At 71.8% G+C, this 24,738-nt stretch carries 5 protein-coding genes and 2 pseudogenes; all 7 read right to left on the bottom strand.

The features are described from left to right. Positions 1-17: 17 nt before the first annotated feature. The 7 genes and pseudogenes from AS594_RS29275 to AS594_RS29250 all read right to left on the bottom strand — a co-directional run bounded on the left by AS594_RS29275 (position 18) and on the right by AS594_RS29250 (position 24,412). Positions 18-3,419 (bottom strand): non-ribosomal peptide synthetase, encoded by a 3,402-nt coding sequence (locus AS594_RS29275; RefSeq protein ID WP_069929824.1) that lies wholly within the window; start codon positions 3,417-3,419, stop codon positions 18-20. Positions 3,420-3,453: 34 nt separating this feature from the next. Beyond that, positions 3,454-7,668, bottom strand: a complete 4,215-nt coding sequence (locus tag AS594_RS29270) for a non-ribosomal peptide synthetase (protein ID WP_069929823.1) — start codon at positions 7,666-7,668, stop codon at positions 3,454-3,456. A gap of 79 nt (positions 7,669-7,747) precedes the next feature. Beyond that, entirely contained in the window at positions 7,748-13,468 is a 5,721-nt protein-coding gene (locus AS594_RS29265) for an SDR family NAD(P)-dependent oxidoreductase (RefSeq protein ID WP_420877905.1), read from the bottom strand. Next, positions 13,401-17,657, bottom strand: a pseudogene (locus tag AS594_RS48395) (type I polyketide synthase); the annotation flags it as partial. The pseudogene AS594_RS48395 and the gene AS594_RS29265, both read right to left, overlap by 68 nt. 423 nt (positions 17,658-18,080) lie before the next feature. Further along, positions 18,081-18,521: pseudogene (locus AS594_RS48390) on the bottom strand (beta-ketoacyl synthase N-terminal-like domain-containing protein); the annotation flags it as partial. Positions 18,522-18,535: 14 nt separating this feature from the next. After that, a complete protein-coding gene (locus AS594_RS48385; RefSeq protein ID WP_478078926.1) occupies positions 18,536-22,207 on the bottom strand; it encodes a type I polyketide synthase in 3,672 nt (1,223 codons plus the stop codon). 210 nt (positions 22,208-22,417) lie between these two features. Beyond that, entirely contained in the window at positions 22,418-24,412 is a 1,995-nt protein-coding gene (locus AS594_RS29250) for an AfsR/SARP family transcriptional regulator (protein WP_107357876.1), read from the bottom strand. Positions 24,413-24,738: the final 326 nt, after the last annotated feature.

The raw sequence follows: 24,738 nt of genomic DNA, 5'->3' as shown, positions 1-24,738 counted from the left end.
TCGTCCGCGACATGCCGTCATGACTCCGCTCGGCCGCTGAGCCCCTTGGCGAGCTCGGCGATCGTGGGGAGGTCGAAGAGCATCTCCAGGTCTTCCTCCGCGTCCTGTTCCAGCCCGACCTCCTGGCGGATCATGGTGAGGATCCGTACCGCGTGCAGCGAATCGCCGCCCAGCTCGAAGAAGTTGTCGTCGACTCCGAAGTCGTCGCGGCCCAGCACCTCGGTCCACATCCGCATCAGCCGGCTCTCCATCCCGTCGCGCGGCGCGACCTGCTCGGCCGGGGCCAGATCGGCCCAGGGGACGGGCAGGGCACCGCGGTCGACCTTGCCGTTGGCGCTGAGCGGCACCTTGTCGATGAACAGGAAGTGGTGCGGAATCATGTAGTCCGGCAGGAGTTCGCCGATGGCCGAGCGGACGGCCGCGGCACGGTCCTGCTCCGCCTGCGGGTGCCCGGAGCCCACTTCGGCCACGAGATGGGCCACGAGCTGGCGCCGGCCGGTCGCAGGGTTGGTCTCCACCCCCGCCAGGCCGTCGCCGACGCCCGGCACCGAGCGCAGGGCCGCCTCGATCTCGCCGAGTTCGATGCGGTATCCGTTGAGCTTGACCTGGAAGTCCGCGCGCCCCAGGAAGTCGATGTCGCCGCCCGGCAGGTAGCGGCCGAGGTCTCCGGTCCGGTACAGCCGCTCGCCGGTCCGCGGATGCACGACGAAGCGCTCCGCGGTCAGTTCCGGAGCCGCCCAGTAGCCCCGGGCCACTCCGGCGCCGCCGATGAAGATCTCCCCCGTGGTCCACACCGGGCACGGGTCGAGGTTCGCGTCGTAGACGTGCAGGGTCTGGTTGGCGAGGGGCTTGCCGTACGGTATGCGCGTCCACTCGGGGGGTACGTCGCCGATGGGGTGGTGCACGGACCAGATGGACGCCTCCGTCGCCCCTCCCAGGCCGACGAGTCGGGCCCGGGGGTGCCGGGCGCGGACGGCCGCCGGCAGTGACACCGGGATCCAGTCGCCGCTGAGCAGTACCAGCCGCACGCTCGACGCGCGGCCGTCCTCGCCTTCCGCCGGCGCGGTCGCGTCGGTCCACGCCTGCATCAGGGCCGGTACGGAGTTCCAGACCGTCACGCCGTGCCGCCGTACCAGTTCGTCCCAGTGCGAGGGGTCGTGGCCGTGGCCGCGCGACGGCATGACCACCGCCGCTCCCGCCGCGAGGGCGCCGAAGACGTCGTACACGGAGAGGTCGAAGCTCAGGGCCGACAGGGCGAGTATCCGGTCGGCGGGGCCCACGCCGAAGCGCTCGTTCATGTCCTGGACGGTGTTGGCCGCGGCGCCGTGGTCGATCATCACGCCCTTGGGCAGGCCGGTCGAGCCGGAGGTGAAGATGACGTAGGCCAGGTCGTCCGGCCGTACGGAGACCTCCACCGGCCCGGTGCCGGCCGCGGTCACTTCGGAGTCCGCCGGGGTGACCAGGTGCGGGCCGGCCGGCCAGTCGAGTGTGTCGCGCAGGGCCGCCGACGTCACCACGATCCGCGTCCCGCCCCGCTCCAGCAGCTGGTGCCGCCGGGCGGTCGGCCAGTCGGGGCCGATCGGCAGGTAGGCCGCCCCGGACAGGGCGATGCCGAGTACGGCGACGACCTGGTCCACTCCCTTGTCGAGTACGACGCCGACCAACGTGTCGCGGGCGGCGCCCAGTTCGACCAGCCGGTGGGCCAGCCGGCGCGCGCCGTCGAGGATCTCGCGGTAGCTGTGCTCGCCGGACTCGTCGATCACCGCGACCGCGTCCGGACACCCGAGGGCACGGGACTCGACCAGTTCGCCGAGCGTACGGACCGGGATCTCCGTGCCGGTGTCGTTGGCGGCGCGGCGCTCCGCCAGCTGCCACGGCGGCAGCGCGGCGCTCACCGCCGGCTCCGTCCACGCCACCGGGTCCACCGCGAGCCGGTCCAGCGCGCCGCGGTACGCGTCGAACATGTCGTCCAGCATCCCGGCCGGGAACAGGGCCTCCACGGCGTCCCAGTTGAACAGCAGGTCACCCCGCTCCTCGGTGACCTGGTGGTCCAGCCACACCTGGGGGGTCTGGGTGATGCCGTACATCTCGTCGCCGAAGAACCGGATGCCCTCGGACGGGTCCTCGGCGCCCGTCCCCAGTACCAGCGCGCTGGTGAAGACCACCGGCATGGCCGCTCCCGGGCCGCCGCCCTCGCGCCGGGACCGCTCGCGCAGCACCCGGACCCCGCTGAACTCGGGGTGCTCCAGGTCCCGCATGAGCTGCTGCTGGAGCGTGCGCACCCGGCCGGCGAACGGCTCATCCGGCTGCGCCGGCACCGCGAGGAGGGTCACGGACGTGAAGTCGCCGATGAGTTCGCCCATGCGCGGATGGGACTGCGGGCGGTTGAACAGGGTCAGGTCGAGCGTGAAGTCCGGCGCGCTCGACCAGGTGCGCAGTACGTCCGCGTAGGCCGTCATCAGGACGGCCGAAGGCGTCACCCCGTGCTGCCGGGCGAACTCCTTGACGGCCGTCCAGTGTTCGCGCCGCAGCCGTCCGCCGCGGTGGCTGAACTCGGGGCGGCCGATCAGGCCGGGCTGCACCGCGAGCGGCAGGGCCGGGGCCGGCGGCAGCTGCGGAAGCCGGTCGAGCCAGTACTTCTCGGCGGCGCGGTAGCGGACGCTCTCCTGGGCGGCCTCCTCGGCCAGTACGTGATCGCGGTACGAGAGGTCCAGCGGCTCGGGCGCCCAGCCGGGGTCCTCGTAGAACCGGCGCCAGTCCTGGAAGAGCAGGTACATGCTGTACCCGTCGAGGATCAGCGTGTCGAGGCTGATGTGCAGGCGCAGCCGCGTGTCGTCCAGCCGGGAGGCACGGATGTCGAACAGCGGCCAGCGGTCCGCCGGGAGCACCTGGTGGTCCATCTCGGCCCGGCTGCGCAGGATCTCCTGCTCCTGCTTGTCCGGGTCCAGTCCGCGCAGGTCCGCGACGGCGATCTCGTACGGCGGTACCTCGGCCAGGATGCGCTGCTGTCCGTCCGGCCGTACGACAGCGCGCAGCATGTCGTGGCGGGCGATGACGGCCCGCAGGCTGCTCTCCAGCCGGCCGGGGTCGAGTCCCTCACGTTCGAGCTCGAAGTAGATGTGGGTGGACACGCCGCCCAGCTCGACGGCGGAACCGCGGCCGACCCAGTAGGCGTGCTGGATGTCGGTCAGCGGGAACGGCTCGTGCCGGTCCTCGGGACGGGGCACGACGGCCGCCGGCGGCGCGGCGTCCACCGCCACGTCCTGGAGCATCGCGACCAGGGCGTCACGCCGCTCCCGCAGCGTGTCGCGCAGCTGTGCGGTCAGTGCCCCGGCGGGAGCCACCACGTCCAGCCGGCCGTCGGTCAGCCGCAGCTTGATGCCGCGCCGGTGCAGTTCGCCGAGCAGGTCCTGAATCAACTGGATCGTCCTCCTGCGTTTCCCGCGTCCGCGGTCACCGGTTCCGCCGGTCGCGGGACGGTTGGCTGTCCAGGGCGTCGGCGACGATAGCCAGCGACGCGCCGGTGAGCAGTGTGTGGTGGGTACCGGGGACGCTCACGCTGTCCACGGCGCCGGTGGTCAGCGACGACCAGCCCCAGTCGGGGGCCGTCGCGTACGGGTGGTCGGCGAACTCGCTGAGGTGCCCGTCCTGAGCGCGCAGCACGGTGATGTCGGCGGCGACGGCCGCCGCGGCGTACCGGTCGCAGCCCGCCACCACGGCGCGGAACACCGCGAAGGTGTCCGCGAGTTCCTCCCGGTCGAGACCGGTGTCGGCCAGGCCCCGCTCCCGCAGGGCGTCCAGGGCGCGGCCGAGCCGGACGGCCGCCGGCGGTCCCGCGGGGCCGGGCAACCGGTCCGCGCCGGGCAGTCCGGGACGGAAACCGATGTCGAGGTCCTCCAGGAACCAGAGCAGCAGCTGCGTCTCGTCGGCCTCGCGCCGGGGGGCGAGGGGCGCGGGCGAGTCGACCACCACCAGCCGCTCGACCTTCTCCCCGCGTTCCTCCAGCAGGCGGGTCATCTCGACGGCGACGACCGCGCCCGAGGACCAGCCGCCGAGCCGGTACGGGCCCTGCGGCCGCTCCTCCAGCAGCGCGCGGACGTAGAGGGCCGCCAGCTCCGGCACGCTGTCCACCGGCTCTTGGCCGGTGGCCGGCCCGGGGGCCTGGAACGCCAGGAACGGCCTCTCCCGCGTCTCCGCGAGCCCGCGGTAGCACAGCACGTTGCCGCCGGCCGGGTGGACGAAGAACCACGGGTCCCCGTCCCCACCGTCCGGCCGCAGCCGGACCAGGGGGCTCCAGTCGCTTTCCCGCGTGTCGAGCCACTCGGCCAGCCCGGCGACCGTACGCCGCTCCAGCAGCGTGCCCAGCGGCACCCGGTGCCCCAGCCGGCGGACGATCTGCCCGATCACCCGCAACGCGGTGAAGGACTGCCCGCCCAGATCGAAGAAGTCGTCGTGCACCCCGATCCGGCCGGTCGCCAGGACCGACTGCCAGATCTCCACCAGCGCGCGCTCGGTGGCGGTCCTGGGTTCGACGGGCCGGTGCGCGGACACCACGTCGGCCGGGGCCAGGGCCTCCAGCGCCTTGCGGTCCAGCTTTCCGTTGGAGGTCAGCGGCATCCGGTCGAGCACCGTGAGCCGGCTGGGCACCATGTAACCCGCGAGCCGCTCACCGAGAGCGGCGAGCACCGCCGAGGGCACCGGCTCGGCCGCTCCCTCCCGGGCGGTCACGAAGGCGGCGAGCTGTTTGCCCGAGTCCGTGGGGCGCGCCACCACGGCGGCCTGCCCGATCTCCGGGAGGTCCAGCAGCGCGTGCTCGACCTCGCCGGGTTCGACGCGGAAGCCCTGGATCTTGACCTGGAAGTCGAGCCTGCCGAGGAACTCGATGTCCCCGCCGGGGAGATAGCGTCCGAGGTCACCGGTCCGGTAGAGCCGCTCGCCGGTGCGCGGATGGCGTACGAACGCCGCCGCCGTCTTCCCGGGGTCTCCCAGATACCCGTCGGCGAGGCCGGCGCCGCCGACGCAGAGCTGCCCGGTGACCCACTCGGGAACGTCCCGGCCGAGCTCGTCGAGGATGTGCCAGCTCTGATGGGCGAGTGGTTTCCCGTACGGAATGCTGGTCCACGCGGGGTCGGGGTCGTCGACGGGGAAGCAGATGGACCAGATCGACGCCTCGGTGGCGCCGCCGAGGCTGATCACCCGGGCGCCGGGCGCGACCGCCCGGATCCGCTCCGGCAGGCCGACGGGTATCCAGTCACCGCTGAGCAGCACCGTGCGCAGGGCGGGGAAGCGCAGTCCGGACCCCTCGGCCTCCTCGACGAAGAGCTGCATCAGCGCAGGCACGGAGTTCCAGACCGTGACCCCCCGTTCCAGGACCGTCCGGGTCCAGGAGGCGGGGTCGGGCCGGCCCGGTTCCGGGAGGACCAGCGTGGCGCCGGCTTCCAGGGCGCCGAAGATGTCGTACACGGACAGGTCGAAGCAGAGCGAGGAGATGCCGAACAGCACGTCGTCCGAGGAGACGTCGAAGCGGCGGTTGATCTCGCTGATCGTGTTGAGCGGTCCCCGGTGGTTCAGCATCGCGCCCTTGGGGCGGCCGGTGGACCCCGAGGTGTAGATGACGTACGCGAGGTCGTCGGGCGCGCGGGACGCTCGCGGGGTTCCCGCCGGCGCGTCGCCGGCCGCGGGCGCGCCGGCTTCCGGTCCGTCGACGGCCACCACGGGCAGGTCCGTCAGGGAGGCGAGGGTGTCCCGCAGCGGTGGGGTGGTGAGTACCGCCGTGGCCCCGGTGTCCTGGAGCACGTAACGCAGCCGGTCCGCCGGCCAGTCGGGGTCCACCGGCACGTAGGCGGCGCCGCCCGTCAGCGCCGCGAGCACGGAAGCGATCTGCTCCCACCCCTGCGGCGCCGCGACGGCCACCAGGTCGCCCGGCCCGACGCCGGACTCCGCCAGCGTCCCGGCGAGGCGCCCGGCCACAGCGGCGAGTTCCGCGTAGGTGAGGGTGCGGTCCGCGGCGATCACGGCGGGGTGCGCGGGCTGCCGGGCGGCCCGCACGGGGAGGGGGTCGTGCAGCAGCCCGGCGGGCGCGGCGCCGGAGGACGCGTTGAGCCGGGCGCGCAGCTCCCGCTGCGCCTCGGGCAGCGGTTCGAACGCCCGCTGCTCCCATGCCTCGTCGCTCTCGGCGAGCCGCGCGACGATCGTGCGGTAACCGTCGAGCATGGCGTCGATGAGGCCCGGCGGGAACATGTCCTCGATGACGTCCCAGATGACCCAGAGACTGCCGTCCCGCAGATCCCAGAACTCGCAGTCGATCAGTGTCTGCGGGGTCTCCAGCAGGCTGTGCACCGGTCGCTCGGCCGCTCCGACGAACAGCGCGCTGCCCACGGCGTACGGGCAGACCGCCTTGCCCGGTGTACGCCGGTGCTGGTTGAGCGCCTGGAGCACCTTGACGCCGCTCCAGTAGACGTGTTCCACGTCGGACAGGACCTGCTTCTGGAGGCGGCGTACGCGGTCCTCGAACCCCTCCTCGTGCCGCCAGTCGACCTCCAGCGGGTAGAGCGAGGCGAAGTTGCCGAACACCTCGCTCATCTGCGGGTGCAGCGGAAGCCGGTGCGTGATCATGTTGTTCAGGAGGAAGTGCCGGGAGCCGCTCCAGAAGGAGAGCACCTCCGCGTGAACACCGCACAGGACGTTGGTCGTTGTGAGGTTGCGGGCGGCCGCCTTCTGCTTCAGGGACTCCCAGACCTCGGGTGCGAAGAGCATCTCCCGGCGCTCCAGCTTCGACCGCCGGCGCGGATCGGCGCCGCTCGCCAGCGGGATCTCCGGCGCCTCGGGCCATCCGGCGATCCGGTCGGTCCAGTACTTCATGGAGGCGCGGCCGAGGGGCGACTCCTCCAGCTCGGCCAGGGCTCGCACGCAGTCCCGGTAGCTGATCTCCAGTTCGGGCCCGGTTTCCCCGGGACGCTCGTAGCGGCGCAGGACCGCGCTGATGAACCGCAGGGTCGCCGGGGCGTCGCTGAAGAGGTTGTTGTTGTTGTAGTGGAGCTTGGCGCTGCCGCCGGGCAGGAGGGACAGCCGCATGTCCACCCAGGGCCAGCGGTCGTGCACGGGTTCCTGGCGTTTCATCGCCTCCCGGACCCGCTCCACATGGGCGTCCGCCCCGGCCGCCGGGAGATGGCGGACGTCGAACACCTCGATCCGCGCGGGCGCCGGGTCACGGACCGTCTGGAGCCGCAGGTCCTCGCGGACCACGACCAGGTTCCGCCGCTGGTACTCCAGCTCCTGGTTGAGCGCCTTCTCCAGTCGCCCGGGGTCGGCCCCGGGGAGGTCGTACTCCATGTACTGGTGCGGCCGTACGTAGTACTCGAAGCCCTCCCGGCCGCCCATGATGAACGACATCTGGAGGTCCGACGGCGCGAACGGTTCGTACAGGTTCGCGTCGTCGGGCGTGATCACCGGCAGTTCGGTCTCCGCCTCCCGGCGTGTCCGCGTGCCGTCGAGCCAGGCGACGAGTTCCGGCTTGTGCCGGCCGATCCGCTCCCGGAGACCGGCGGAGAGCCCTCCCTTGGGGGCGATCACCTCGATCCGGTCCGCTGTCACCAGCCTGAGCTTGATTCCCGCCTGCGCCAGTTCATCGAGCAGGTCCGGGACCGTACGGGGTCCGCTTTCGCTCACAGCGGTGTCTCCTTGTCCGCCAGTTGACGAGTCGCACAGAGGGGCCCGGGGCCGGGCCGAAGAGGTGGCGCCGGGACGGTCACAGGGTGAGCACTTCGGTCTCGGCTCCGTCGGCCGACACGTCGTCGTCGGTCGCCAGGACGCTCATGGTCCGCAGCTGGGCGCAGATCGACTCGGCGATCTCCAGCGCCGTACCGCCTCCGAAGAGGAAGTCCGCGGACACGTCGGCCGAGAAGTCGGCGCGCAGCCGGTTGCGCAGCCGGATCGTCGTCAGCGAGTCGAACCCGAGCTCGTTGAGGTGCTTGTGCCGGAAGGTGGGCCGCATGGCGTCCCGCTCCTTCGCGGACATCCCGAGCAGCACCGCCACCACGGCCAGCAGCTGCTCGAGCGCCGCCTCCGCGGCCTCCTGGGGCCGGGTCAGTACGAGTGCGGACAGGTCGGGCAGGCCGGGGCCGGCCGGCTCCGTGGTCTCACCGGCCGGGGAGGAGCCGAGCGGTGTGACGTCGGCGAGCAGCGTGTACGGGCGGCTGCGTGTGTGCGCGGCCGTGTACCGGCGCCAGTCGACGGCTGCCAGGGCGACATGCGGGGGACAGTCCGCCGACAGGCGGCCGAGCGCCTCCAGCGCCCCGGCCGCCGGCATGCCGTGGATGCCCGACGCGGAGAACCGCTCCAGGAGGCCGCCGTCGGCCGCCATGCCGGTCCCCGCCCAGGCGCCCCAGCCCACGCTCAGCGCGGGCAGGCCGTGGGCCCTGCGGTGAACGGCGAGCGAGTCCAGGAAGGCGTTGGCCATCAGGTACCCGGACTGGCCGTTCAGGCCGATCAGCGCTCCCAGGGCCGAGTACAGAACGAAGAAGTCGAGACCGAGGTCCGCCGTGCGGTGGTGGAGGTTCCACGCTCCCCTGACCTTCGGGTCCATCACCCGGCTGAGCAGCGGCCAGTCGGCCTGCTCCAGCACGGCGTCGGCGACCACACCGGCCGCGTGCACCACGCCGCGCAGCGGCGGCAGTTCGCGCCGCGCGTACTCCAGTACCTCGCCGACGGCGGCCGCGTCGGCCACGTCGGCCCGGCGCAGCTCGACGCGCACGCCTCGGGCGCGCAGCGCCGCCACCTCGGGCGGCTCCCCGGCGGGCAGCGTGCGGCCCACCAGCAGGAGGCATCCGGCTCCCCGGCCGGCCAGCCAGGAAGCGGTGGCCAGCCCGAGACCGCCCAGGCCGCCGGTGACGAGATAGGTGGCGTCGGCGCGTACGGGAACCTGTTCCGGCCCGGCGTCCCGCGGCGGCTCCCCGCCCGGCTCCTGGTCGTGCAGCCGGGCCTCGTACCAGTGGCCGCCCCGCAGCGCGAGGTGACCGGAGCCGTCGAGATCCGCCACCTGGCCGAGGACCTCCGCCGCCGTGGGGGCGGGCGCGGCGGGGTCGAGGTCGACCTGCACGCAGGTCAGGTCCGGGTACTCGGCCACGACCGACGTGGTGAGAGCGGTGAGTACGGACTGGGCCGGGTCCGGCGCCGCGCCGTCGCCGTCCGGCGTCGTCGCTCCCCTGGAACAGACGACGATCTCGGGGCGTTCGGCCGCGAAGGCGCGCAGGAAGCCCGCGAGCAGCGCGCTGGTGCGACGGGCGAGCCGGTACGTGTTCTCGACGACCTGGTCGCCGTACGCTCCCGCGCCGCCGGGGGGCGGCGTGTGCGCGGCGCCGCCGGGCTCGGCGGGCTCGACCTCGCCGGGTTCGGTGTGGTGAGCGTCGCCGAGTTCCGGGTGGAGGATGAGGCCGCCGACGGGCCGGCCCGTCTCGCGCACCGCTTCCAGCACCCGCTGGATGTCTTCGGGCGAGTCGGCGTCCAGGTGGAGCGTGCCGGGTCCCTTCGGTGTGACGGCGGACCCGGTGACCACGGCCACGGCGGAGGCGCCGAGCGCGGTCAGCCGGTCGCGCCAGGCTTCGGCCACGCCGGCTCCGGGCGCGCACACCACCCAGGTGCCCGGCCTGACGCCCGCCGCGGTCCCGCCCTGCGGCCGGTCGGCACGGGGCTGCCAGGTGAGCGCGTACCGGCGGGGCGGCAGGCTCGCGACCTCGGCGAGGGCGGAGCGGGGAACCGCGCGAAAGCGCAGCCCCTCGACGGTGGCCAGGACTTCGCCGGTCTCCGAGGACACCTCCAGGTCCAGCACCACGTCGCCGGAGGCCGTCTCCTCGCGCCGGTGCGCGTGGCACCGGACCCGGGCCGGCAAGGGACCGTAGACGTCCATCCGGTCGACGGCCGCGGGCACCCGCAGGGTCTCGTCGTCGGCCGTGAACGCGACGAGCATCTGGAAGCAGGCGTCGAGCACCACCGGGTGCAGCAGGTAGGCGTCCTCGTCCTGGGCGGCCTCTTCGGCCACGATCAGCGCGACCGCCCGGTCGCCGCCGCGCCGTACCTCGCGCAGGGCCCTGAAGGCCGGGCCGTAGTCGAGGCCGATCCGCTGGAAGTACGCGTACAGATCGGTGGTCGCGAGCTCCGTCATGGCCTCGGTGGCGTCCGCCGCGCCCGTCGCGGGCGGGCGCCGCCGGCCGCCCGGTCCGGCGGAGGCCACGGTGGCGTGCTCGGTCCAGAGGTCGTCGGCCCCGGCGGGCTCACCGTGGTCGGGCCGCCGGCTGAGGCAGCGCACGCGGTGGGTGCCGGTGGCCGCCTCGACCACCGCCTGCACGGTGAACGGCGGTCCGTCGTCCGTGAACGGCATGAACGCGTTGAAGGTCAGGCCCTCCAGGGTCCAGGCGGCGGGCTCCGGCCGCGTCGTCGCGCGTACGGCGGCCAGCGCCCACTCGATCATCGCGGTGCCGGGCAGCACCGGCCGTCCGGCCACCCGGTGTTCGCGGACGAACCAGGGGTGACCGGCCGAGAGTTCGTGGGCGAACCAGCGGTTCGGGGTGCCGGCGAGTTCGATGCCGCCGCCGAGCAGCGGGTGGTCCGCGGAGCCACGGCGAGGACCGGCGGGCCCGGCGGCGGCTTCCATGTCGCCGAGCCAGTGGCGGCGGCCCTGGAAGGCGTACGTGGGCAGGTCCACCTGACGCGTCGCGCCGGAGTGGCCGAAGTCGGGGCGCGCGACCGTGGTGTTCGCCGCGTGCGCTTCGCACAGGGCCAGCGCGAGGGTGCGTGCCTCGGGCCGGTCCCGGCGGAGTACGGCGGCCAGAGTGCGCTCGTGGCCGGGAGCGGCGACCGCCGCGCAGTCCTGGACGAGGCCGGTGAGCGTCGCGTCGGGGCCGAGTTCGAGGAAGGTGGTGACGCCCTCGGCGAGCAGGTGCTCCACACCGTCCATGAACCGTACGGTGCGACGGAGTTGACCGGTCCAGTAGTCGGGGGAACGCAGCTCGTCGTCGACCGCCGGCCGGCCCGTCAGGTTCGATACGACGGGGACCCGGGGCGCGCTATAGGTGACGGTCCGGGCCACGGCGTGGAAGTCGTCCAGTACGCCGTCCATCAGGGCGGAGTGGAAGGCGTGGCTCACCCGGAGCCGCGTGGTGCGGCGACCGCAGTCCTCCCAGTAGGCGGCGACCTTGCCGATGGTCGCGTCCTCGCCCGATATGACGACGGAGCGCGGGGAGTTGACTGCGGCTATGGCCACGCTGTCGTCGAAGTCGGCGACGCACAGACGCATCTCCTTCTCGCTCGCCTCGACCGCGATCATGCCGCCGCTTTCCGGTGCGGCCTGCATCAGCCGGGCCCGCGCGGCGACGAGGGCGCAGGCGTCGGCCAGGGTCATGACGCCGGCGGCGTGCGCCGCGCTTATCTCGCCGACGGAGTGTCCGATCAGGAAGTCGGGTGCGGGTCCGCGGGACGTGACGAGCCGGTAGAGGGCGGTCTCCAGGGCCAAGAGAGCGGGTTGCGCGTATCCGGTCCGGCGGAGCAGTTCCCCGTCCGCGGATTCCGGCGCGGCGAACATCAGCTCACGCAGCGGGCGGTCGAGGTGCGGGTCGAGATGGCCGCAGACCTCGTCGAGGGCTTCGGCGAAGACGGGGTAGGCGTCGTACAGCTCCCGGCCCATGCCGGGCCGCTGGGCGCCCTGACCGGAGAACAGGAACGCCGTCTTGCCCCGGCCTCCGTTGCCCTGGACGAGATTCGCAGCCTCTTCGCTCCGGGCCAGCGCTTCGAGTCCGGTGAGGAGTTCCGAACGGTCCTCACCCACCACAACCGCCCGGTGATCGAACGTCGACCGCGTCGACGCCAGCGACCAGCCCACCTCCGCCGCCGTCAACTCAGGACGCTCCTCCAAGAACACCCGAAGATTCGCCGCCTGAGCCCGCAACGCCACACCGGAAACCGCCGACAGCCCCCACGAAACCGGCAACCCGGCATCCGAAGCAGAAAGTCCAACAGCACCCGAAGCGACCGCACCACCCGAAACCGAGACCCGGGAAACACCCACCGAACCCACATCAGCCGCCGAACCCGGACCCCCCTCCAAAATCACATGCGCATTCGTCCCACTAATCCCGAACGCCGACACACCCGCACGCCGAGGCCCACCCGAACCCGGCCAATCCACCACCCCACCCGGAACCTCAACACACCCCGAACCCCAATCCACATGCTCAGACAAAACCCCCGCATACAACGAACCCGGCACCACCCCCGCCCGCATCGCCATCACCATCTTGATCACACCAGCCAAACCAGCAGCCGCCTGCGTATGACCAATATTCGACTTCAACGACCCCAACAACAAAGGCCGCCCACCCACACGCTCCCGCCCATACGTCGCCAACAACGCACCAGCCTCAATCGGATCCCCCAACGCCGTCCCCGTCCCATGCGCCTCCACCACATCCACACCCGACGCCGACACCCCCGCATCCGCCAACGCCCCCAAAATCACCCGCTCCTGCGCCACCCCACTCGGCGCAGTCAACCCATTACTCGCCCCATCCTGATTCACCGCAGAACCAGCAACCACCGCCAACACCGGATGACCCAAACTCACCGCATCACTCAACCGCTCCAACACCAACGACGCAGCACCCTCACCCCACACCGTCCCATCAGCACCCGCCGCAAACGGCTTGCACCGACCATCCGCCGCCAACCCCCGCTGACGACTGAACTCCACAAACATCCCCGGATGCGGCATCACCGTCGCACCCGCCGCCAACGCCAAATCACACTCACCCCGACGCAACGACACACACGCCTGATGCAACGCCACCAACGACGACGAACACGCCGTATCAATCGTCAACGCCGGCCCCACCAAACCCAACACATACGCCACACGACCCGACGCCACACTCGGCGTATTCCCCGTCAACAAAAAACCCTGAACCCCACCAGGAGCCGCATCCAACGACGGCCCATACCCATTATGAATAACCCCCGCAAAAACCCCCGTCCGACTCCCCCGCAACGACAACGGATCAATACGAGCCCGCTCCACCGCCTCCCACGACGTCTCCAACAACAAACGCTGCTGCGGATCCATCGCCACCGCCTCACGCGGCGAAATACCAAAAAACCCCGCATCAAACTCAGCAACACCCCGAACAAACCCACCACGCCGCACATACGACGTCCCCACATGATCCGGATCCGGATGAAACAAACCACCCACATCCCAACCACGATCAACAGGAAACCCCGAAACCGCATCCACCCCATCAACCACCAACCGCCACAACCCCTCCGGAGAAACCACACCCCCCGGAAAACGACACCCCATACCCACCACAGCCACCGGCTCATGGGCACGTTCTTCAATGGCGTGGAGGCGCTGCTCAGTCTCGTGGAGTTCGACCGTCACGCGCTTGAGGTATTCGGCGAGCTTCGCTTCGTTCGTCATGATTGACCCTTTGGTTATCCGAACCTGCCCGAGGCTTTCGGCCGAGTCGGTTGTCGATGAGTTCGAAGATCTCGTCGGGCGTCGCCGACAGAATTTCCCGCGTAAGGTCCCCGCTGGGCCGTTCGACCTTCCGCAACAGGGCCTGGAGCCTTCCGGCGACCGCATCGCGGGTGTTCTCGTCCGCCGGATCGAGCGAGCCCAGGGCGGCTTCGAGCAGGTCGAGCCGGGCCAGGGCCGAGGGGTTGTCGTCGGGAGCGGCGCCGGTGGCGAGCAGCTCCTGCAGATGAGCCGCGAGCGCTGCGGCTGTCGGGTGGTTGAAGACCACGGTCGCCGCCAGTCGCAGGCCCGTGGCCGCGCTGAGTCTGTTGCGCAGTTCGACGGCGGTCAGGGAGTCGAAGCCCAGCTCCTTGAAGGCCCGGCCGGCTTCGATGGTTCCGGGGGCGCCGCCGAGGACCGTGGCCGCGTGGCCGGTGACCAGTTCGAGGAGCAGGGCCCTCTGCTCGGGCTCGGCCAGGGCGGACAGGCGCCGTTCCCACGAGTCGCCGCCGGGCTCGGCGGCGCCGGCCGTACGCCGGGACGGGGAGCGGACCAGTCCGCGCAGCACCGCGGGAAGCGGAGCGGTGCGGGCCAGCTCGCGCAGGCGCGTGGTGGTGATGCGGGCCGGTGTCAGGACCGGCTGTCCGGAGGCGAGGGCGGCGTCGAAGAGAGCGAGCGCCTCCTCGGTGGGCAGGGCGTCGACGCCGGTACGGGCCATCCGTGCCACGTCGGCCTGCGAGAGGTGCCCCGTCATCCCGCTGGACTCGGCCCAGTACCCCCAGGCGAGGCTGGTGGCGGGCTGTCCGTGCGCGTGCCGGTGCGCGGCCAGGCCGTCGAGGAACGCGTTGGCAGCCGCGTAGTTCGCCTGCCCCGGCGTGCCGATGACGCCGGTGACCGAGGAGTACAGGACGAAGGCCGCCAGGTCCAGGTGGGCGGTGAGCCGGTGCAGGTTCCACGCGGCGTCGGCCTTGGGCCGCAGCACCGCGTGGAGCTGCTCCGGGGTGAGCGCCTCCAGCGTGGCGTCGTCGAGGACGCCGGCGGCGTGCACGACCGCGGTGAGCGGGTGGCCGGCGGGGACCGACTCCAGCGTCGCGCGCAGAGCCTCCGGGTCGGCCGCGTCACAGGCGGCGACGGTCAGCTCGGTGCCCGTCGCGGCGCATTCGGCGCGAAGCTGCTCGACACCGTCGGCGGCCGGGCCGCGGCGGCTGGTCAGCAGCAGATGGCGTACGCCGTGCGTGGCTGCCAGGTGCCGGGCGACGAGCCGGCCGAGGGTACCGGTGCCGCCGGTGATGAGGACGGTTCCCTCGGGGTCGAGGGGCCGGGCGGGCGCCTGCGGTCCGGGGATCTTCCGGGTCAGGCGTGGTACGTACAGCCGTCCCTCGCGCACCGCCAGTTGCGGTTCCCCCGCGGCCAGAGCGGCGGGCAGTGCCCGCAGCGCCGGGAGCGAGTCGTCGATGTCGACCAGGGTCAGGCGGTCCGGGTGTTCGGCCTGGGCGCTGCGGACGAGGCCCCAGACGGCGGCGCCGGACAGCTCGGTCACGTCCTCGCCCGTCCGGGCGGCGACGGCGCCGCGCGTGAGTACGACGAGCCGCGAGTCGGCGGCGTACTCGCCCGGGAGCCAGCCGCGCAGCAGGTCGAGGACCCCGGCGGTCGCCCGGTGGGCACGCTCGGCCGGGCCGTCCGGCGGGGGTGAGCCGGGTGCGGCCACGGACGCGGTGGGCGGGGCGGCCGGGGCGGTGCCGACGGCCAGTACGACGTCCGGCGCGGGGGCGCCGAGGGCGCGGGCCGCTTGCAGCGCCGCCGGGTCGGGGTAACTCCGTACGGCCACACCGGCGTTCGCCAGCTCGCGCACGAGGGCAGTGTCGTCCCCGAGCAGAGCCCACTTCCCGGGCGCGTTACCGGTGGGCCGGGGCAGCTCCGGCCAGGCGAGGTGGAAGAGCCGGCCGTCGGCCGTGCCTCGCGGGCGCCGTGTCCTGTCGTCGGCGACCGGCGCCGGGGTGAGGGTGTCGGCGACGGCGACCGGCCGCCCCGCCGGGTCGGCCAGCGTCAGCCGGTACCGGCCGGCGTCCGCCGGAGACAGGTGTACGCGTACCGCGGTGGCTCCCGTGGCGCAGAGACGCAGCCCGGTCCAGGACACCGCCTGCCGTACGACGGTGGTGTCGCTCCCGTCGCCCGGGTCGACGGCGAGCGCGCACACGGCTGCGTCCAGCAGCGCGGGGTGGATGCCGAAGCCGTCGGCCTCGGCGTGCTGTTCGTCCGCGAGCGACACCTCCGCGTACAGCTGCGAGCCGAGCCGCCACAGCGCCTGAAGCCCTTCGAACGCCGCCCCGTAGCCGTCCGTGCGCTCCTGCGTCTCCTCGCGCGCACGGGTGAGGTCGACCGGGACCGCTCCCGGCGGGGGCCAGGCGCCGTCGAGTGCGTACGCGTCCTCGTCGGCGCCGTCCGGAGCGCCGACGGGCCGGACGGTGGCGGTGGCGTGCCGCGTCCAGTCGCCGTCGTCGCCCTCGGGGCGGGAGTGCACAAGGATTTCGTGATCTCCGGAGGCGCCCACCGGCCGTACGGTGACCTGAAGTTGACAGGGGTGCCCGGCCGACAGGGTGAGCGGTGCGTCCAGCGTCAGGTGCTCCACCCAGGGGCACCCGGCATGCTCGCCGGCGTGCAGCACGAGCTCGGTGAACACGGAACCGGGCACGGTCACGGTCACGTCGTCGAGGCCCGCCCCGCCGGCCGGCCAGGGCAGGGCGTCCGGGGTCAGCCGGCCGGTGAACACCGTCTCTCCGCTGCCGGCCAGCTGGACCGCCGCGCCCAGCAGCGCGTGTTCGGCCGGCAGCAGACCGGCCGAGGTCACGTCGCCCGTCCGGGCCGGGGTGTCGAGCCAGTACCGCTCGCCCTGGAAGGCGTACGTGGGCAGCTCGACCGTCCGTACGTCCCCGAGCGTCGGCACGGCTGTCCAGTCGGCGGCCGGGCCATGGGTGTGCACCTGGGCGGCCGAGGTGAGGAAGCGCCTCCAGCCGCCTTCGTCACGGCGCAGGGTGCCCGTCACCAGCGCCTGCGCGGCGGCGCCGCCGCCGGTGGAGTCCGCGGTGTCCTGGACCGCCATCGTCAGTACGGGGTGCGGGCTGACTTCGACGAAGGTCAGGTGGCCGTCCGCGAGCAGGGTCCGGGTCGCCCGCTCGAACTCCACGGTCTGCCGCAGGTTGCGGTACCAGTACTCGGCGTCGAGCTTCCCGGTGACGACCGACGGCTCACCGGTCACCGTCGAGTAGAAGGGCAGCTCCGGGCTCCGCGGCGTGATGTCCGAGAGGAGCTCGACGATCCGGTCGTGGAGCACTTCGACGTGCGGGGAGTGAGAGGCGTAGTCGACGGCGATCCGGCGGGCCTGGATCCCCTCGTCCGCACACGCGCTCAGCAGCTCCTCCAGAGTGGCGGTGTCCGCCGAGACGGTGGTCGAGGAGGGGCCGTTGACGGTGGCGATGTGGATGCGACCGCCCCAGCGGGCCAGCCGGGGTGCGAGTTCCCGGGACGACAGGGGGATGGAGGCCATTCCGCCGTTGCCGGCCATCGCCGTGATGGCCCGGGAGCGGAGGGCGACCACACGGGCCGCGTCCTCCAGGCTGAGCGCGCCCGCCACATGAGCGGCGGCGATCTCGCCCTGCGAATGCCCGACGACCGCGTCCGGTTCGATGCCGAGGGAACGCCACACGGCCGTCAGTGACACCATCACCGCGAACAGCGCCGGCTGGACCACGTCGACGCGCTCCAGTGTGGGCGCCCCCGGCACACCGCGCAGTACGTCGAGCAGCGACCAGTCGACGTACGGGGCGAGCGCGTCCGCGCACTCGCGCACGGAGGCCGCGAACACCTCGGACGAGTCGAGGAGTTCTCCCGCCATGCCGGCCCACTGCGAGCCCTGGCCGGGGAAGACGAAGACGGTGCCGCCCGTGGCCGTCGCGGCACCGGAGACGACGTGGGCGGAAGGCTCTCCGGCAGCCAACGCTTCGAGTCCGGTGAGGAGTTCCGTACGGTCCTCACCCACCACCACAGCGCGGTGATCGAACGTCGACCGCGTCGACGCCAGCGACCACCCCACCTCCGCCGCCGTCAACTCAGGACGCTCCTCCAAGAACACCCGAAGATTCGCCGCCTGAGCCCGCAACGCCACACCAGAAACCGCCGACAGCCCCCACGAAACCGGCAACCCCGCACCCGAAACACCCACACCAGCACCAGCACCAGCACCAGCACCAGCCACCACCGGAGCACCCGAATCAGGAACCCCAACAGCACCCGAAGCGACCGCACCACCCGAAACCGAGACCCGGGAAACACCTACCGAACCCACATCAGCCGCCGAACCCGGACCCCCCTCCAAAATCACATGCGCATTCGTCCCACTAATCCCGAACGCCGACACACCCGCACGCCGAGGCCCACCCGAACCCGGCCAATCCACCACCCCACCCGGAACCTCAACACACCCCGAACCCCAATCCACATGCTCAGACAAAACCCCCGCATACAACGAACCCGGCACCACCCCCGCCCGCATCGCCATCACCATCTTGATCACACCAGCCAAACCAGCAGCCGCCTGCGTATGACCAATATTCGACTTCAACGACCCCAACAACAAAGGCCGCCCACCCACACGCTCCCGCCCATACGTCGCCAACAACGCACCAGCCTCAATCGGATCCCCCAACGCCGTCCCCGTCCCATGCGCCTCCACCACATCCACACCCGACGCCGACACCCCCGCATCCGCCAACGCCCCCAAAATCACCCGCTCCTGCGCCACCCCACTCGGCGCAGTCAACCCATTACTCGCCCCATCCTGATTCACCGCAGAACCAGCAACCACCGCCAACACCGGATGACCCAAACTCACCGCATCACTCAACCGCTCCAACACCAACGACGCAGCACCCTCACCCCACACCGTCCCATCAGCACCCGCCGCAAACGGCTTGCACCGACCATCCGCCGCCAACCCCCGCTGACGACTGAACTCCACAAACATCCCCGGATGCGGCATCACCGTCGCACCCGCCGCCAACGCCAAATCACACTCACCCCGACCAACGACACACACGCCTGATGCAACGCCACCAACGACGACGAACACGCCGTATCAATCGTCAACGCCGGCCCCACCAAACCCAACACATACGCCACACGACCCGACGCCACACTCGGCGTATTCCCCGTCAACAAAAAACCCTGAACCCCACCAGGAGCCGCATCCAACGACGGCCCATACCCATTATGAATAACCCCCGCAAAAACCCCCGTCCGACTCCCCCGCAACGACAACGGATCAATACGAGCCCGCTCCACCGCCTCCCACGACGTCTCCAACAACAAACGCTGCTGCGGATCCATCGCCACCGCCTCACGCGGCGAAATACCAAAAAACCCCGCATCAAACTCAGCAACACCCCGAACAAACCCACCACGCCGCACATACGACGTCCCCACATGATCCGGATCCGGATGAAACAAACCACCCACATCCCAACCACGATCAACAGGAAACCCCGAAACCGCATCCACCCCATCAACCACCAACCGCCACAACCCCTCCGGAGAAACCACACCCCCCGGAAAACGACACCCCATACCCACCACAGCCACCGGCTCCTCGGACTGTCCGGGGCCCGCGGGACGTCGCGACGCGGCCTCCGGTCCGGTGGTGCCCGACAGCAGCGACCACAGGTGCTCAACGACGGCGGCGGGGGTCGGGTGGTCGAAGGTGAGAGTCGCCGGCAGCCGTACGTTCAGCTCGGTCCCGAGCCGGTCCCGGAGCTCCACGGCGCCGAGCGAGTCGAGTCCCATCTCCTTGAAACTGCGCGTTGCCACGACGGTGTCGCCCGGCCCGTGTCCCAGTACGAGCGTCACCGCGTCCTGTACGGCCCGCATCAGCCGGCGGCGGTCCGGAGCCTCCCGCACGCGCGACGGCGGCGGCACATCCGCCGACGGAAGGGACGGCGTCGGTGAAATGGCCCCGGTCGCCACCGGGGAGGGCTCCGGTTCCGCCGCCTCCGGCCGCCCGTCCGGCCGGACCGTTTCCGGTACGGCGACGTCGAGCCAGTGGCGCCGGCGCCGGAACGCGTAGGTGGGCAGCGGGACCCGCCGGGCGCCCGGGAACACCGCCGGCCAGTCCACCTCGGCGCCCTGTGCGTGCGCGGTCCCCAGGGCGGCGACGGCGGACGCGGCCTCCGGCCTGCCGCGGCGCAGGGCGGGGACGACGGCCGTGCCCGGTACGCCGGAGACGACGTCGCGCGCCAGCGGCGCCAGCACCGCGTCCGGTCCCAGTTCGACGTAAGTGGTGCAGCCCAGCTCCCGGAGCGTCAGCAGCCCGTCGTGGAAGCGCACGGCCTCGCGTATCTGGCGGACCCAGTAGTCCGGGCTGTCGATCCCCTCGGCCACGCGGCCGGTCACGTTGGAGATCACCGGTATCGCGGGCGCGTGGAAGGTCAGACCGGTGGCGACCGCGCGGAACTCCTCCAGGACCGGGTCCATCCGGGCGGAGTGGAACGCGTGGCTCACCTTGAGCCGACGGGTCTTGCGGCCGCGTGCCTCCCATACGGCCGCGACGGCGACGACAGCGTCCTCGTCGCCGGAGACGACGGTCGAATCGGGGCCGTTGACGGCGGCGATCGACGCGCGTACTCCGTCCAGCAGGGGCGCGACCTCGTCGGCCGTGGCCTGCACCGCCACCATCGCGCCGCCGCCGGGCAGCCGCTCCATCAGCGCCCCGCGCGCGGCGACCAGAGCGCAGGCGTCGGGCAGCGACAGCACCCCGGCGGCGTGCGCGGCGGCGAGTTCACCGATGGAGTGGCCGATGAGATGGCCGGGGACCGTGCCCCAGTGCCCGAACAGCCTGAAGAGCGCGACGGAGAGGGCGAAGACCGCCGGCTGGGTGTACGCGGTCCGGTCGAGCAGAGCGGCCTCGGCACTGTCCGGAGCGGCCCACATCACGTCCCGCAGCGGCCTGTCGAGCAGGACGTCGAAGTGGGCGCAGATCTCGTCCAGGGCGTCCGCGAAGGCCGGGAACGCCTCGTACAGCTCACGCCCCGCGCCGGGGCGTTGCGCCCCCTGTCCGGGGAACAGGAACGCGGTGTCGGCGCCGGCGCCCGCCACCCCGGCGACGCCCCGCACCGTCCGGACCGGCGGCCGGTCCGCGGCGAGTGCGTCCAGGTCTTCGAGGAACTCGGCGCGCGTGCCGGCGACCACGACCGCCCGGTGCTCGTGTCGCGCCCGGGTGGTGGCGAGCGAGAAGCCGATGTCGGCCGCGTCCAGGCCGGGGCGGTCCGCCACGAACTCCCGCAGCCGTCCGGCCTGCCTGGCGACGTCCTGCGCCTCGCGGCCGGAGAGTACCCAGGGCAGCGGGCCGCGGGGCCGGACAGCCGGGTCCTCGCGGCGGGCCTGCGGCGCTTCCCCCAGTACGACATGGGAGTTGGTCCCGCCCATGCCGAAGGAACTGACCCCGGCGTACAGCGGCCGGTCGTGGCGCGGCCACGGGGACAGGGTGCGCACGACACCGAGCCGCAGGGTGTCCAGGGGGATACGCGGATGCGGGGTCTCGAAGTTCAGGCTGGCGGGCACCTGGCGGCGCTCGATGCTCATCGCCGCCTTCAGCAGGCCGACGATGCCCGCCGCGCCCTCGAGGTGTCCGACGTTGGTCTTGGCGGAGCCGACGAGCAGCGGCCGGCCGGCCGGTCTGGTACGGCCGAAGGCGGCGCCCAGGGCGGCCGCCTCGACCGGGTCGCCGGCCCTGGTGCCGGTGCCGTGCAGCTCGACGTACTGCACGGCGTCCGGGTCGACACCGGCCTTCTCGCAAGCCCGCCGCAGTACGTCCTCCTGGCCCGCGGGGCTCGGGACGGTCAGGCCGTCGGTCGCGCCGTCGTTGTTGACCGCGCTGCCCCGGACGACGCAGTGCACCCGGTCGCCGTCGGCCAGCGCGCGGGACAGCGGCTTGAGCAGGACCGCCCCGCCGCCTTCACCGCGCACGTAACCGTTCGCCCGGGCGTCGAAGGTGTAGCAGCGTCCGTCGGGCGAGAGCGCGCCGAACTTCTCGACGCTCGCGGTGCCGTCGGGATCGAGGACGAGATGCACCCCCGCCGCGACCGCCAGTGTCGACTCGCCCCTGCGCAGGCTTTCGCAGGCCAGGTGTACGGCGACGAGGGAGGACGACTGCCCGGTGTCGACGGACATGCTGGGGCCGCGCAGTCCGAGGGCGTACGACACCCGGTTCGAGAGGAGACCGCGCTGGGTCCCGGTGAGGGTGTGCCGGGTGAGCGGTCCCGCGCCGCGGCGGCCCGCCAGTTTCGCGAAGTCGTCGGCCATGGCGCCCACGAAGACGCCGGTACCGCTGCCTTCGAGGGCGGCGGGCGGGATTCCCGCTTCCTCGATGCACTCCCAGGCGAGTTCCAGCATCAACCGCTGTTGCGGATCCATGGCTGCGGCTTCCTTCGGGGAAATCCCGAAGAAACCCGCGTCGAATCGGTCGACGTGATCGAGGTATCCGCCGCGGGGCGTCGCGGCGGCACGTCCGCCGGGCAGCTCTTCGCGTGTCGACAACTCAGGCAGGACCCGGCCGGCGGGCATTTCCGATATGGCACTTGATCCGTCACTGAGCAGCTTCCAGAAAGCCTCGGGATCTTTCGCACCGGGAAGTCGGCAGGACCATCCGACAATGGCGATCGCATCGTCCGGAGCGCCTGTTCCTTTACCTTCCCGACCCGTTACGGGCGTGCCCGAATGGTCCGTGAACTCCGCCCGCTCACCTGTGGCACCGCGCATCACACGTACCCCCCGATTTACTGACCGAACCGCGCTGGAAACTCTCCCAGAGGCCGTGCACGCACGCACCTCCGATATTGCTCTCTGCTCGCTGCTATGCGCGGAGTTTCGTCAGTATTTCGATACTGTCTCCGCCTGCGCCCGCTCGGCGTGATCTGTCGCGGGGCGGGACAAGCGGGTTTCGCATACGGGATCAAAGCCCGATGACAGTTCTCCGGCCGCGAGTAATCGGGCGAGGGCGGCGGTCCGGTGCGCGGAGGACTCCTGCTCGGCGCACTCGGCCGCGTATATCTTCAGCAGGCTGTGGAAGCGGTACGTGTCCTCGCCGGCCTCTTCCAGCAGGTGGCTGTCGGCGAGCACGCCCAGCAGCCGCTCCGCGCGAGCGCGACCGCTCCCCATGAGCGCGGCACTGACGGGCGCGGTGATCACGTCACCGTGGTAGAGCCCGAGGAGCCGGAACAGCCGCGCCGCGTCCGCCGGCAGCGCGTGGCAGGAGACGGCGAACGCGGCCCGCAGGCTCGCCGCCACGTCGTCCTCGACGGCGAGCCGGTCGAGCCGGCCGTTCTCGGCGGCGTGCTGCTGGACGAGATCGGCCAGTGTCAGCCGGGGGTGGCCGGCCAGCCCCTCGGCGGCGATCCGCAGGGCCAGTGGCAGGTGGCTGCACATGTCGGCGAGCCGGTAGGCGGCCTCCCGTTGCCCCTCCAGCCGGTCCTTGCCGATCAGGTAGCCGAGCAGCCGCACCGATTCCCCGGGTGCCAGCGGCTTGAGCGAGATGCGGTACGCACCGTCCCTGACCACGAGGCCGCGCTGCCGGCGCCGGCTGGTGACGAGTACGCACGCCGGTCCGCCCGGGATGAGCGGTCGTACCTGCTCGGCGTTGACTGCGTCGTCCAGTACGACCAGTACCCGCTTGCCGTGCAACAGGCTGCGGTACAGCGCGCTGCGTCCGGCGAGATCGTCGGGGAGGCGTGACTCCGCCACGCCCAGACCGCTCAGCAGCTGCGCCAGGGCGTCCAGGGAGCTCAGCGGCTGGTGCCGGGAGCTGGCTCCGTACAGGTCCACGTAGAGCTGGCCGTCGGGGAAACGGTCGTACAGCTGACGCGCGGCGTGCAGCGCGAGTGTCGACTTGCCGACCCCCGAAGCCCCTTCGATCACCACCAGCGTCGGCCGCATCTCGGGCCGTACGCCCGCCTGGACGGTGAGCGTTTCGAGCTCCGCCAGCTCCTCCGAGCGGCCGACGAAACCCCGAGCGCTGTACGGCAGTTGCGCGGGACGCGGTGGGGCCTGCGGCGTGCCGGAGACCAGCGCGGCGGCTTGACGTCCCTTGTCCATGCCCGGAATGCGGGAGACGAGGTCCGGGTGACCGGCGAGGATCTGCGCGTGCAGGGACTGGAGTTCGAGACCCGGTTCGAGTCCCAGCTCGTCGTTGAACAACCGCCGGGTCTCGCGGTAGACGGCCAGGGCGTGTGCCCGGCGTCCGCAGCGGTACAGCGTCAGCATCAGGAACCAGCGCAGCCGCTCGCGCAGCGGTTCCCTGGTCACCAGGTTCGACAGCGTGGCCACGACCTCTGCGTGCCGGCCCACCAGCAGCATGTCGGCGGCCCACTCCTCGACCGCGGTCAGCCGCAGTTCGGCGAGCCGGGTACGTTCCATCTCGGCGAACGGGCCGGGTACGTTCGCGTACGCGTCCCCGCGCCACAGTCCCAGAGCGGCGTCGAATTCCCGCAGCGCTTCCCAGGGCCGGTCCTCGGCATGCAGCCGCCGCGCCTCCGCGTGGTGCCACTCGAACAGCGCGGCGTCCACTTCCTCCGGATTCAGACAGAGCGCGTAGCCCCCGCCCGAGGAGGTGAGCACACCGCCCGACTCCCGCCTCCCCCGCCCGGGTTCGAGCACCCGGCGCAGCCCGGCGACGTAGGTGTGCACGCCGTTGGCCGCGGTCTGCGGCACGGCGCTGCCCCACACCGCGTCCACGATCTCCTCGACACCGACGATCTCGTTGACCCGGCTCGCGAGCACTCCGATCACCGCGCGCTGTTTCGGTGGTCCGAGCAGCACTTCCTCGCCGTGGCACCAGGCCCTGACAGAACCCAACAGTTCCAAGCGCATGTTCCCCCCGCCTCTGACGCGGCCGACCACGTCCGGATGAGCGCTCCCGCTCTTCGGACTACCTGGTCAAGAGCCGGCACGACTGTGCCAAGCCTCTGCTTCCGGCGACACTTCGAGCTGTTCGAAGCCGAAGCGCCGAAAGGGCGGCGACGCCCAAGGATCCTCCAACTTCGAACAAAATATGCGTTTCTTCGGACAACCGTCATCGCTGAGGTTGCTCAAGGACTTGCACGCGAACGAACACGACACGACGCGCATGAGCGGCATCGTATGTCTCACCGTGAGCGACCGTGAGGTCACTGAGATCATCGTGTGCGCAGTACAGA

It is taken from the genome of Streptomyces agglomeratus, from assembly GCF_001746415.1.
GTDB classification, from domain to species: Bacteria; Actinomycetota; Actinomycetes; order Streptomycetales; family Streptomycetaceae; genus Streptomyces; species Streptomyces agglomeratus.
The sequence above is the reverse complement of the archived record's forward strand: the minus strand, read 5'-3'. Positions and strand labels throughout refer to the sequence as shown.